A 13,630-nucleotide genomic window follows, 5' to 3' on the forward strand; every position below is an offset into this window, starting at 1 on the left:
CATGATAAATAAATATATAAAATTAGCTTTTGTGTTTTCGGGGCTTTCACTTTTAGGCGGCTGTAACGATAAATATCTGGATCGCGTTCCGGAAACAGCGATCAATAATGAGAATTTTTTTAATACGGCAACCGACCTGGAATTGTATATTACAGGATTGTATAATTTTTCGGGATTAGGCATTTATCAGGCAGATGCTACCAGTGACAATGCAAGTACCACAGGTAATGTGGAGATCAAGACGCTTATGGCCGGCAATGCATCTGCGGCAACTATTTCAGGTGGTTGGAATTGGGATCAGCTCCGCAAGGTGAACTTCTTTTTGCAACATATGCAGAAAGCGCAGATCAGTGCAAGCGAGAAAGCACATTACGAAGGTCTCGGTAGATATTTTCGTGCTAGATTTTATGTCGAAAAAGTGCAACGGTTTTCGGATGTACCCTGGGTAGATAAAGCATTGGAAGTGGGCGATACGGACTATCTTTTTGCGAAGCGCGATCCTCGAGCTACTGTTGTTGCGAAAATTATGGAAGACTTTGAGTTTGCTGCAAAAAATGTAGAGCCCAGAATTAAATTGGGGACAGTTAATAAGTGGGTTGTACTCCAAGAGTACAGTCGTTTTGCACTTTACGAAGGTACTTATCGCAAGTATCATAACGAATTGGATATCAAAGCTTCTGCAAATGATTTTTTGACAAAAGCACAGCAATTAAGCGAGCAAATCATCCGTGAAGGAGGTTTTAGTATCCATAATACAGGAAAACCCAATCAGGATTATGGATCCTTATTTTTTAGTGAAAATTTAGAAAACAATAAAGAGGTTGTATTTGGACGTTTTTATGCCAACAATGTGCTCAACGCCGATTCATGGCCGGGTATGTTCGGTAACTATGAATATTATCCTTTGCGAGATCTGGTACAGTCCTATCTGATGAAAGATGGTTCCTTCTATTCTGCGCAAGCTGGATATGATAAGTATCCATTCGTGAAGGAATTTGAGAACCGAGATCCCCGTCTGTCCCAGACCTATGCCTATCCGGGATGGGAGTTGATCTACTCCCACACTTATGCACAGGGAGCCGGATTATATGTACAGCAGTTGGCAAAAAATTTCTCAGGCTATCATCAAATTAAAGGATTTCAAAATACGCTGAGTCTAGAGGCTCGTAATAACTTAGATATTCCCTTGTACCGATATGCGGAGGTTCTCTTGAATTTTGCCGAAGCAAAGGCTGAACTGGGTTTGCTGACACAAGCCGACCTAGACCGTAGTGTCAATCTATTGCGCACAAGAGCAGGTATGCCTACAATGACACTTGGTGAACCGATAGATCCTATCATGGCATCCCGCTATGCAAATATTGAAAGTAATCAGCGCAATCTCGTTCTGGAGATCAGAAGAGAGCGTCGTGTCGAACTCGCATTTGAGGGATTCCGATTTACAGATCTTATGCGTTGGAATGTGGGCGAATTATTGAAAAATAAGCGTGAAGGAGTCTATTTTTCCGGATTAGGAAAACATGATATGACCGGTGATGGTATTCCCGATATAGTATTGTTAGCATCCTCATTGTCAATTCCTGAAGTCAAAGAAAAAAATAGTCTTGGACGAGAATTACAGTACTATCGCGTTGGGCGTTTTGGCCAGGACGTGGGCGTGTTTCTATCCGATGGCAATAGCGGTACCGTAGAAACAGTCGAAAATACAGGAACTTTTGAAACACCAAAATTTTACTATCGCCCTATACCACAGGGAGAGATACTTTTAAACGATAACCTTAAACAAATATTCGGATGGTAAAGCATAATCCAATCGCACGATTACTACTATGTTGTCTAATTATAGCGCTATTTCGCGTAAAGACGGCGCAGGCACAAGATTTTAAATTTGCATTTTTGACCGACATGCACACGCATAGTGACTCTACATTGGGGCAGGTAGCACAACGGCTTAAATTACTGTCGCCACAGGTGGAATTTATTATGAGTGGTGGAGATAATGTCGATATCGACAATTTAAAAAACACTGATCTACCCCTGGGAGAAAAACGATTCAAGTTGCTTAAAGATGTGTTTGAACATACAAAAAAGCCTTATCATATGGCTATCGGAAACCACGATAGATTACCGCGTGATCTAAGAAACGGTAAAAATGATTTTGAACTTTTCGAACGCACTTTTGGTCAGACGTATTATACCTTTGATCATAAAGGGTGGAAATTCATTGTCCTCAATAGTGTGGAAGTGAAGGATAATCAATATGTCATCGGTGAGCAACAGTTTGATTGGCTGCAGGATGTGATCAACAAGACGAAGAAAGAACAACCCTTGGTTATCGTTTCGCATGTTCCCTTTTTATCCGTCTACTATCCTGTTTTGGAAGGACGTTACACTGCTGCCGATACGTTTACAAATCAGAAGCAGGTATTTGATCTTTTTAAAGATCATAATCTGAAATTGGTCCTTCAGGGGCATATGCATTTGTATGAAGAAATCAAAGTGAAAGGGGTACAGTTTATCACAGCAGGAGCAGTTTCTGGAAATTGGTGGCAAGGTAGTTTTGAAGGAACAGTACCTGGTCACCTTGAAGTTGACGTAAAGGGACAAAATTTTAGTTGGAAATACATCAAATAAGAGAAACTTTTCAGAGAAGTATGGTTTTGACTATCCCTCAGAAAACTTAATATTTTCTGGGGGATTTTTATTTTACCTTTCTGTCATAAGTGAGGACTAGATGCGTTTCTTTAATGGGTTATTTCTACCCATAGCTTCCATTCAAATATTAGTCATTGTTTTTAACCTTTTAAAGCCCAATTTATTGGATTTAATTCCGTTTTTGAAACTTTCGCATTATTGGTGCATTCATATTTTTTATAAGGAGCATGTTGTTCTTTTTGATTTTTATGCTACTTAAATTTGAGTCTTAAAAGGCACAGCTGTTGATCTTATATATGCAGGGTGTCTTGGTGTTAATAGATTTGGTAATCAGGTAGTTAAGTGTGTATATCGGTTTTTAGATAAATGCTGCACAAGGTGGTGGGTTTTATATTTTAGACCTATTTTCGCGTATAAAAATGCAGTATGCCTGTGCATTTTATTTGGATTTTTTACTAAGTTTGAGATAAGGAAACTGTTGATTACAGGATTATTTATACCACATTTTATTGGAGAATAAGCAAAATATCGGCCCTCTAAATATATTAAATATACTGTCCAAAAATAAATTATAATGGCAAATCAAGAAGATTATACTGCAAGCACTAGAATGTGGTTTAAGCAGATAACCAAGGAAAAGAAAGATGTTGCGTCCATTTATATATATGCCATTCTCAGTGGTCTTGTGCAATTGAGTATTCCGTTGGGTATTCAGGCAATCGTCAGTTTTGTTTTGGGTGCCACAATGGTCACATCGCTCTATCTGCTTATCGGTTTTGTGGTGCTGGGTACATTTTTATACGGGGTTTTCCGAGTTAAGGTCATGCAGATTATTGAGAAGATTCAGCAAAAGATTTTCGTCGAATATTCCATCGCTTTTGCCAAGAAACTTCCAAAAATAGACCTCGCCGCCACTAAAAAATATTATCTTCCCGAACTTGTTAACCGTTTTTTTGATATTCTAAACTTACAGAAAAGTATTTCTAAAATTCTGCTCGAAATTCCAACCGCCTTGATTCAGATATTTTTTGGTATCATCCTGCTGTCTTTTTATCATGTCTGGTTTTTAGTATTCGGAGCAGTTGTGATCATTATTGTGGGTTGTATTTTTTATTTTACAATGGATTCGGGGATCCAGTCCAGTGTTGAAGAAAGTAATAAAAAATATGAGGTGGCTTCATGGCTCGAAGACATTGCCAGCGCTATAAAAACATTCAAGATTAATTCAAAATCAGATATGCATTTAACGGGTACAGATGAACGGGTCGTTCAATACCTTGATCACCGCACTTCGCATTTCAAGGTTTTGTTGTTTCAGTACAAATCCATTATTGGTTTTAATGTGACCATTACGCTGGTTATGCTGGGAATTGGAACTTATTTGCTGATCAATCAAAAACTCAATATTGGTGCATTTGTTGCAACAGAAATTGTGGTTATCATGATTATGTCGGCGGTTGAAAAGCTGATTAAAAGTCTCGAAAGTTACTACGATATGATTGCTTCAGTACTTAAACTCCATAAGGTGACGGGTCTTCGTGAAGAATCCAATGGCGAGATTGTATTGGAGAGTACAGCAAGAGGAATGGAAGTTGTTTTTAAAGATGTCAGCTTAAATTTTGCCGACAGCCGTCCGGTTTTTATCCATTTGAATTTTACTATTCCGGCCAATAGCCTTACCATGATTTCGGGACAGGTCGGTGCCGGGAAATCCATGCTCTTAAATATGATAGCCGGTTTTTATGAACCCTCTGGAGGAACAGTCCTTTTTGATAAAATACCGATCAAAAATATTGATAAAATTGCCTTACGCAATCGCATCGGCCTGTACATGGAAGATATGACGATTATCAAAGGAACACTGCACGAAAACCTCGTGCTTGGCCGTGAAAACATCAGTACAGAAGATATACTCCGACTTGCTGAATCCATTGGTATTGAACAGCTTTCCGATCAATTTAGCAACGGGTTTTATACCTTGTTGAGTGAGACAGATACCGAGATTTCTTTTAGTTCAAGAAAGATGATCTTAATTCTGAGAGCACTTCTTGGAAATAATCGTCTACTACTATTGGAGGATCCTCTTGACGGGATGGATGAGGTATTTCGTAAAAAACTGACACAATATCTGGATGAAATCAAGCAACATACAACTGTGATCTTAGTGTCTAAAGAAAAAGAAGTAATGGAGATTGCAGATCAGCATCTCTACCTGCAAAACCGTACTATTGAAATTAAGTAAAGATACCCCGAACAGATGAAACTCAAATCATTCGATAAAATATACCATATCCATAAGCAGTCTACAGTTAAAAACTGGTTCATCTTCATTGGGATCCTGTGCTTTGTGACACTTTTTTTACCGTGGACGCAGAATATCAAGGTGAAAGGTACTGTGACCACGTTGTATCAGGATCAGCGCCCGCAGCAGCTTAATTCGCCTATCCCAGGTAAAATCTTGAAATGGTATGTCAAGAACGGCGATTTTGTAAAAAAGGGCGATACCATACTGCAGCTGGCTGAAGTGAAAGATGATTATATGGATCCGCAGCTACTGGAGCGTACCGAGCAGCAGGTCAGCGCCAAGAAAGGGGTACGTGATTATTACGAAGCCAAAGTGGGGACCACTGTAGATCAAATCAAAGCTCTTGGTGCTGGGCGAGAACTCAAGCTGGCACAATTGAAAGTGAAAATCAGTCAGTTAAATAATAAGTTACAGGCGGAGCAGGCAGAACTTTTGGCTATTACCAACGAGTTAAAGTTGAGCGAAGATCAATTTAACCGACAGAAAAAAATGTACGATGACGGACTGGTATCGCTTACCCAATTGCAGCAAAGAAATGTTTCCTTCCAAAATGTCTTGGCGAAAAAAACAGCTATAGACAATAAGTTGGCACAGACGAATCAGGAGATTTTAACGGTACAGATCGAAGAGCGCGCAACGATCCAGGATTATACTGAAAAGCTAAGCAAGACAGAAGGTGACAGATTCTCGAGTTTGGGGCAGATTGAGGGAAGTACCGGCGAAATAGCAAAACTTGAAAATCAGGTTGCCAATTATAGAGCGAGACGGGGATTATACTTTGTTCAGGCTTCTCAGGACGGGCAGATTGTACAGCTTAATAAGGGGGGGATCGGAGAAATCCTGAAAGAAACAGAAAGCATCGGTACGATCGTGCCCACAAGGTTGATTACGCTGTCGAAATTTTTGTGAGACCTGTAGATTTACCCTTACTCAAAGTTGGACAGCGGGTGATGTGTGTGTTTGATGGTTTTCCTGCCATTGTATTTTCAGGCTGGCCAACCACGAGCTACGGAACCTTTGCCGGTAAAGTAATCGCGGTAGAAAATAACATCAATACCAGCGGACTTTTTAGGGCTTTGGTCATTGAAGATAAAGGACAAAAACCGTGGCCTCCACAGATTAAAGTTGGGGCTGGCGTACAAGGTATTGCGATTTTGAACGATGTGCCGATCTGGTATGAGCTGTGGCGTAATATAAATGGCTTCCCTCCAGATTATTATATAGTCAAAAATGAAAATAAAGCAACGAACGATGCAGCGGCAAAATAGTTATATCATCCTTATTCTGATCTGTTGCTTCTGCCAATCTTCTTTTGGACAGGATACATTAAGGTTATCACGTAACGAGTTCTTGGCAATCGTCAAAAATTATCATCCGATGGCTTTTAAATACCGCCTAGAAAACCGCATTGCCTCTGCCGGTATACAGCAGGCTAAAGGTAATTTTGACCCTGTTCTTGATGCTAAAACGGGAGAAAAAACCATTGATGGCACACAGTATTATCAGCAACGTAATATCGGTCTCGGTATCCCAACTTGGTATGGTATTGAATTAAATGGTAGTTACAGCTATTTAGATGGAGAAAAACTCAACAATAGCGATACAAAGGGAGGTTTATATCAAGTTGGCGTAACAGTCCCTCTAGCTAAAAATCTGCTGTATGATAAAAGACGTGCTTTATTGGAGCAGGCACAGATTGCGCAACGTATGACGGAAGCAGAACAAACCGTGTTGACCAACGAGCTGATGCTGGAAGCGGAAAACAGCTATTGGGAATGGGTAAAACAATATGAGCTCTATCGGCTGCAACGGGAAATAGTTAACATCAATAAAGAGCGGTTGGCATTTGTGATCAAAACATTTCATTATGGTGAACAAGCCGCAATTGATACGACCGAAGCACTTTCCCAGCTGCAGAATTATGAGCTGGAGCAACAAGATGCTTATCTTCAATTTGTCAGTGCAACACAAAAGCTTTCGATCTATTTATGGGAGGAAGATCTTAAGCCCTATCCCGTAACAGAAGGTCTTGTTCCTTCAGAAAGACTGCAGAACAATACTGACGATACGCAATACACCGATCTATTGGCGCAGGTGGATGCGCATACGCTAAATGGCCATGCTTCTGTACGTTATTATGATGAAAAAGGCAAAATATTAGAAAGCGAACGTCGCCTCAAATTGCAGAGCTTATTGCCTAAGATTGATTTTAGCTATAATTTTTATAATAAAGAAGGGTATACACACCAGTTTTTTCCACTTTTTGATAATAACTTCCAATATGGTTTAAAACTTGAAATACCGATTTTTTTAAGACAGGCAAGAGCTGATTATAAAATGGCAAAATTGAAGATCGATCAGAACAGTTTGGATCTAGCTTATAAAAGTCAGGAATTGGTAACCAAGATAACCGGCTACAAAAATGAAATCTACAACTATTGGAGTCAGATCGGTATCGCCACCAAAAACATGGATAATTATAAACGATTATTGATGGCCGAGCAATCCAAATATGCTAATGGCGAAAGTTCGTTATTTCTAATCAACAGCCGAGAAAATAAGCTTATTGATGCCCAAGAAAAGATCTTAGAATTAAGACTCAAATTTCTCAAAAGTTATAATAAACTGAAATGGACAAATGCTAATTTTGATTTGTCGGTAGCACTGCGCTAGTCAACATCATAGGTGTTTTGTGAAATGAATGGAGACCATTCTTTAATACCGCACGTTTTGGATTTTATCATTCCTTTCGTCACACTAGCTTTGTGTTAACCAAAAAATAAAACACGATGCAAATTTTTAAAGATAAGGTGATCCTAATTACAGGAGCCAATAGGGGAATAGGCCAATCACTTGTAAAGGTTCTACTTAATAATGGGGTAGGGAAAATATATACAACCTGCAGGGATTTAAAGAAAATGCCATCATTTAATGACGATCGGATAGTACCGTTAGAACTAGACATTACAGATGACCAACAAGTTGCATGGGTAGCAACCGTAGCTCAGGATACTGAAATTCTTATCAACAATGCCGGAACAGTAAACTCTGGAAATATCTTAGAAGGAGATCTCCTGGGAATGGATAATGATTTACAGGTTAATTATTTTGGAACAATAAAAATGATGCGGGCATTTGCACCAATTCTGATTCGAAATAAACCCTCCATTATGATCAATATTGTTTCTATTGCCGCTTACTCCCCTTTGCCATCTATTGCAGGATATGCGGCTTCAAAAGCAGCTCTTTTTTCTGCTACACAATCTGTACGAATTGAATTGGCTAAAAAAGATGTATCCGTCTATGCGGTCAATCCCGGAGCAATTGACACGGATATGAACAAAGGTAGTGATTGGGATATGCCCGATCCAGACAGTACTGGTATCCAAATACTGCAAGGTGTAGCTGACGGTAAACTCGATAGTATACCTGACGAAATGGGGCAGGGCATGTATAATGCCTGGAGAGAAGATCCTGCTAAACTGTCGAAGCTATTTGCCGACCTTTATTATGCGGAGAATGCGAAATAAACTTATCTTTTATCAAATCTTATTTTAATGTAAGCACAAGCTATACGGATATTCTTTACAATTGAATAATCGTATAGCTTGCAGTGACTTGATGGGATTTATTTCGTTAATGAAGTATTACGAATACTAATATCGATCGTGACCGAATAAAATAGTTTCGGCTGATAATGACGCTCTGTGCTTGAGCCAGCCATCCAGGTATCTTGTATCATGGACATTGTTACTTCTGTCCTTTGTCCATTTCATACCCCCCTGCACGCCTTTCATCTGTTCTTTGGAAAGCATGGTCGATTTTTCTTTTAACAATTCTAAATTTTTCATACTGATAAAGTTTTATTTACGAAATTAAGATAAGGACAATTTACTGCTGTAATCGCTATAAATGTATATTCGGGGATTTTGGATTAATATTCGTTTGATCTTGGAACAAGATCAAACGAGCACTATGTGATTTTGCTAAAACGTTTTAAATATATAACAAGAAATTAAATTTAATTTTATTGATCGCTCCATTTATCTTATATTGTGCTCTTGTTTTTCTTGATTAAAACAGTTGTTTGGTTAATTAAACAGTAGTGAGATCATAGAATGTAGCGATCGGTTGTTAGAAATTGGTGTAGAAAAGATAACAAAAGAGGAAGTCGAGGAAGTTTAAACTAACTGATCAAACTCCCGTAAAATAGCCATGATGATCTCCTTTTAGGGGTGATAAATAGTTGTAAATAAAATTTAAAAAAAGCGATATATACAATGAAATATGTGAATTATATGGTTTGTGCAAGTCTATTCGTTGTTTTAGGCTGTGCTTCCAAAAAAGATACCCAGCGTGATTCTTATGCAAAATCTGTTAATCCTTTTATAGGGACAGATTTTACAGGGAATACCTACCCCGGAGCGCAGGCTCCATTTGGTATGATCCAATTAAGTCCTGACAATGGTTTACCAGGCTGGGACCGCATATCGGGATATTTTTATCCGGATAGCACCATCGCAGGTTTTAGTCATACACACCTAAGTGGAACAGGAGCAGGAGATCTGTATGATATCTCTTTTATGCCAGTTATCCTTCCGTATAAAGAAGCTGAAGCCCCATTGGGCATTCACTCCAAGTTTACGCACCAAGACGAACAGGCACATGCCGGTTATTACCAAGTAAAATTAACTGACTATGATATCAACGTTGAATTGACAGCAACCCCTCGTTGCGGTATTCAGCGTTATACTTTCCCGGAAGCAGATGCTGCTGTATTATTAGACCTGAAGAAAGCAATGAACTGGGATGCGACAGTTGATTCCCATATTGAAGTCGTCGATTCGGTTACGATACGCGGTTATCGATTTTCTGAAGGCTGGGCAAGAGGGCAACGCGTCTATTTCGAAACTCGATTTTCAAAACCCTTTACTGCCGTACACTTAGATAGTACTGCCATCTTATCCGTTACAGATACCCTTACAAAAGCTACTAAACGAACTGGAACAGCATTTAAAGCCCGTTTTGATTTTAAAACAGCTAAAGGAGATCAAGTCACATTGAGTACAGCACTTTCCGGAGTGAGTATGGAAGGAGCATCAAACAATTTAAAAGCAGAAGCGCCAAAAGATGATTTTGACTATTATCTCGCGCAGGCTGAAAAAAATTGGAATGATGAACTTGGCAAGATCGCTATCCAGACAGCAGATAAAGATACCAAGGTGAAATTCTATACCGCATTATACCATAGTATGTTAGCTCCTACCATATTTGGAGATGTAGACGGATCTTACTTTGGTGCTGATCGGAAAATACATAAGGCCGAAAATTGGACCAATTATAGTACTTTTTCATTGTGGGATACCTATAGAGCATCACATCCATTATTTACCATCACTGATCCAGATCGTGTAAATGATATGATTAAGTCCTTTATTGCCTTTTACGAGCAACATGGTCGTTTACCGGTATGGAATATATATGGAAGCGAAACCGATATGATGATCGGGCACCATGCTATACCTGTTATCGCCGATGCCTATTTAAAAGGGATCGGTGACTTTGACGTCAATAAAGCGCTTGAAGCTTGTGTCGCTTCAGCAAACACCGATGCATACAGAGGAGTTGGACTGTATAAAAAACTTGGCTATGTTCCTTATGACGTTGCTGATAAATACAATGCAGAGAACTGGTCCTTATCGCGCACATTGGAGTATGCTTTCGATGATCATTGTATAGCCGTAATGGCAAGCAAGATGGGGAAAAAGGATATTGCTGCTACATTTTTGGCGAGATCAAAAAACTATAAGAATGTCTATAATCCAGCAACTTCGTTTATGCAGCCACGTCATAGTAATGGTCAATTTATAAGCCCATTTGATCCTGAAGATTATAGTGAACATATCTGTGAAAGTAATGCATGGCAATATTTTTGGTCGGTACAGCATGATATTCCCGGGTTGATCAATTTAGTTGGTGGGGAAGAACGCTTTGGACAAAAGCTCGATAGTATGTTTACTTTACATCCTTCAGATACGACCAAACTGCCTATTTTTAGCACCGGTATGATTGGGCAGTATGCACATGGCAATGAACCGAGCCATCATGCTTTATATCTATTCAATGCTGCCGGACAGCCTTGGAAAACTCAGCAATATGCTGCTGAGGTAATGGAAAAACTGTATCTAAATACTCCTTCTGGTTTGAGTGGCAATGAAGATTGTGGACAGATGTCTGCATGGTATGTCTTCAGTGCATTAGGTTTTTATCCGGTAGATCCTGTCAGTGGCCATTATGAGATCGGTACACCGCTTTTTGACCATAGTGAAATTATGCTTGCTAACGGTAAGAAATTTACAGTCAAAGCCAATCACGTCAGTAAAGAGAATATCTATATCCAATCTGTTTCAATAGATGGAAAACCACTTGAAACCAGTTATATCACGCATCAGCAATTGATGTCGGGTGCGACGTTGGTATTCGAAATGGGGAACAAACCAGGGCCAGTATGGTATAAGAAATAACTTATAGGAATTGAAGAGCCCGGCATGGATCAACCATGCCGGGCTTTTTAATTCCTATTGATTTCAATAGGTTGTTTTTGAATAGGTAGGAATAATGCGAAAACTATGAAATAAATTTATAATTTGTCTATTATTTGTCCTGGATACAGCGTACGGGATAGCCCGCACGTTTAAAATAATTCTGAGTATCCCAAGCACCACCTTCGAATCCTCGGCCATGTATTGCTCTATCATTACCGCCAACTTCAGTATTTAACCAATAAATAGCGGTTGCTTGTCTAACACGCTGTGATCCGTTAGTTGTTTCTCTATGACCAGCCGCTGGAAAGCTTAATTTAATATCACTGCTCTTTTTACTGGTCATAATATGTGCTGCAGTAAAGTCCGATAATCCAGCAGAAGTTCCTGTATTAGGAATCCAGTTTCCAATGGAAGTATGGCGAGTATAATTTCCTAAACGGGTATATTCGACAGGACTAGGCACTCGATCACCCGTACCACATGGGTCTAATGCCGCTTTGACTGGAACAGTTGCTGTACCATTATTCCAGGAACCATCAGGAGCAGATGTTGTATTCCATCCAACAATAGCGCCATCACCACTATAAGCGTTTGCCACTGGCAGTTGACGGCCCCATTGATAATAATTACCATATAGTGCCTGTACTGAAGGATTGGCATCTGGATTATTTGTTGCTGGATTTACATTTGCTACACCCAGGTTATAGCGATCCCAACGGTATCCACCGATCACGGCATAACGCGCATCAGCAGCAGTTACGCTTCTTGTTTCATTAAGCGCATTCACATAACGGTCACTGTTAAAACGCAATTTCATGGTGTACGAATAACCTGGTTTTAAACCAAGGCTTGCATTTGAAAAATTAAAGTTTACAGCTTGAGCATTGACATCATGACCTATTTTGACTTGACCGCTTGGTATCATTAATGCAATTGAAAAAGTGTTTGACTGATTCTGGTTTACGATAAAAGTCCGGGCCGTTGCATTAAGATTTGCAATAGGAGGTATATTCGTCATATCTGTTGCGGCTACTGTTGCGCCAGTACTTAGGTCAACAGTGGCATCAGTGAAAGGCGAAACCCATTCCGCTTGAACCGGAACTTCTGAAAGATAACCTCCTTTTAGGTAGTTTGCCGTACCAAATGTGCCACTAGCATCGCTATTATCGACCAGAAGAGTGACACGGGTAAACAAATGCTTCAATGGTGTCGTCAATGGTGTTGGCGTATTGTTTCCGAGAATAGTGACATCTTTTTCGATTGCATACATCAAGTCCGCTCCATTCTCCTCATAGCTTGTGAAACCGAAATAAACCTGACCTGCAGTATACAGATTTGTTGTTGGGGCAGCAGCAGGAGCGGTAGTCGTAGAGCCCAATGAATAGATCACAAAGGTATATTTATTGCCTGCGATCAATTTATCTCCAAAAAACACCTGGCTTGCATCTGATGCATCACCAACCGCTTGGTCAATATAGGTACCGTCCGTTTCATAGACTACTACCCGATACGTTATCGCACCTCTCAATGACAACAATGACGTGGCTGCCTTTTTATTGGCCGAAGCTTTAAGTCCGTTGCTCGTTGTTGTATTTTCTGTAAGCTCTGCAGTAAAAGTAAATGGCCCCGACTGCACTTCTTGCGTGATTACTAACGGTTCAGTCGTGCTAGCCTTTGCCGATGCTTTGGCCACAGATACATTATCTCCACCGAATTGGGCTTCTGTTAAAGCCAGTTTTATACCACCTTTATTCGCTTCAAGAGTATTTTCACCTTTCTCCTTACTACAGGAAACGGCAACTGCTAGAAGAACGATCAAGGCTAGTTTTATCTTTATAATCTGATACATTGTTTTCATAATTGTTATAAATAATTTTTGATTGGTATTAGTTCCACCATTCACCGCCATTCGGATCCTGGGTTTCCGTTCCGCCATTGTTCCAGTCAGTTTCGTTAACTCCAGTTCCACCTCCAGGTTGACCTGATCCAGCTGAACCTGCAGCTACACCATGTTCCATTTCTACCTGTAACTGTTCGATTACGGGTTTCACGTAAATGTTTTTTTCAGTTCTCTTTTTCATGTTTAATATTTTATTTGGTTTATATTTTAAGATCTGCCACATCA

The 13,630-nt window shown here is 39.7% G+C and carries 11 protein-coding genes; 8 read left to right on the forward strand and 3 right to left on the reverse strand.

What is annotated here, in order from left to right; all coding sequences use genetic code 11:
• Position 1: 1 nt before the first annotated feature.
• The 7 genes from M2265_RS21915 (at position 2) to M2265_RS21945 (ending at position 8,490) form a co-directional block, all read left to right on the forward strand.
• Positions 2-1,801, forward strand: coding sequence for a RagB/SusD family nutrient uptake outer membrane protein (locus M2265_RS21915; protein WP_132770702.1), 1,800 nt, complete (start codon positions 2-4; stop codon positions 1,799-1,801).
• Positions 1,795-2,634, forward strand: coding sequence for a metallophosphoesterase family protein (locus tag M2265_RS21920; protein ID WP_132770700.1), 840 nt, complete (start codon positions 1,795-1,797; stop codon positions 2,632-2,634). The genes M2265_RS21915 and M2265_RS21920 overlap by 7 nt, the downstream gene beginning before the upstream one ends.
• Positions 2,635-3,229: 595 nt before the next feature.
• Positions 3,230-4,897 (forward strand): peptidase domain-containing ABC transporter, encoded by a 1,668-nt coding sequence (locus tag M2265_RS21925; protein ID WP_206368440.1) that lies wholly within the window; start codon positions 3,230-3,232, stop codon positions 4,895-4,897.
• A 153-nt stretch (positions 4,898-5,050) separates the two neighbouring features.
• Positions 5,051-5,869 (forward strand): biotin/lipoyl-binding protein, encoded by an 819-nt coding sequence (locus M2265_RS21930; protein WP_207902441.1) that lies wholly within the window; start codon positions 5,051-5,053, stop codon positions 5,867-5,869.
• Positions 5,866-6,228: a hypothetical protein gene (locus tag M2265_RS21935; RefSeq protein ID WP_207902440.1), complete on the forward strand. Its 363-nt coding sequence runs from the start codon at positions 5,866-5,868 to the stop codon at positions 6,226-6,228. Before M2265_RS21930 ends, M2265_RS21935 begins: the two co-directional genes overlap by 4 nt.
• A complete protein-coding gene (locus tag M2265_RS21940; protein ID WP_132770698.1) occupies positions 6,191-7,633 on the forward strand; it encodes a TolC family protein in 1,443 nt (480 codons plus the stop codon). Before M2265_RS21935 ends, M2265_RS21940 begins: the two co-directional genes overlap by 38 nt.
• 116 nt (positions 7,634-7,749) lie before the next feature.
• Positions 7,750-8,490 (forward strand): SDR family NAD(P)-dependent oxidoreductase, encoded by a 741-nt coding sequence (locus M2265_RS21945; protein WP_132770696.1) that lies wholly within the window; start codon positions 7,750-7,752, stop codon positions 8,488-8,490.
• Positions 8,491-8,616: 126 nt separating this feature from the next.
• Here the strand turns inward: M2265_RS21945 and M2265_RS21950 are convergent, their stop codons facing one another.
• Complete coding sequence (locus M2265_RS21950; protein ID WP_132770695.1) at positions 8,617-8,811, reverse strand: hypothetical protein; 195 nt, start codon at positions 8,809-8,811, stop codon at positions 8,617-8,619.
• A 429-nt stretch (positions 8,812-9,240) separates the two neighbouring features.
• Between M2265_RS21950 and M2265_RS21955 the strand changes: the two genes are divergently transcribed.
• Positions 9,241-11,484 carry a GH92 family glycosyl hydrolase gene (locus M2265_RS21955; protein ID WP_132770693.1) on the forward strand — a complete coding sequence of 748 codons (2,244 nt, stop codon included), beginning with the start codon at positions 9,241-9,243 and terminating at the stop codon, positions 11,482-11,484.
• A gap of 130 nt (positions 11,485-11,614) precedes the next feature.
• On the opposite strand, the gene M2265_RS21960 is transcribed toward M2265_RS21955, so the two are convergent.
• Both M2265_RS21960 and M2265_RS21965 read right to left on the reverse strand, forming a co-directional pair.
• The gene (locus M2265_RS21960) at positions 11,615-13,363 is read right to left on the reverse strand and encodes a fimbrillin family protein (protein WP_165905917.1); all 1,749 of its coding nucleotides are present in this window, start codon (positions 13,361-13,363) and stop codon (positions 11,615-11,617) included.
• A gap of 28 nt (positions 13,364-13,391) precedes the next feature.
• Positions 13,392-13,586 carry a hypothetical protein gene (locus M2265_RS21965; RefSeq protein WP_132770689.1) on the reverse strand — a complete coding sequence of 65 codons (195 nt, stop codon included), beginning with the start codon at positions 13,584-13,586 and terminating at the stop codon, positions 13,392-13,394.
• Positions 13,587-13,630: the final 44 nt, after the last annotated feature.

The sequence above is a fragment of the Sphingobacterium kitahiroshimense genome (genome assembly GCF_025961315.1).
In the GTDB taxonomy this organism is placed as follows: domain Bacteria; phylum Bacteroidota; class Bacteroidia; order Sphingobacteriales; family Sphingobacteriaceae; genus Sphingobacterium; species Sphingobacterium anhuiense.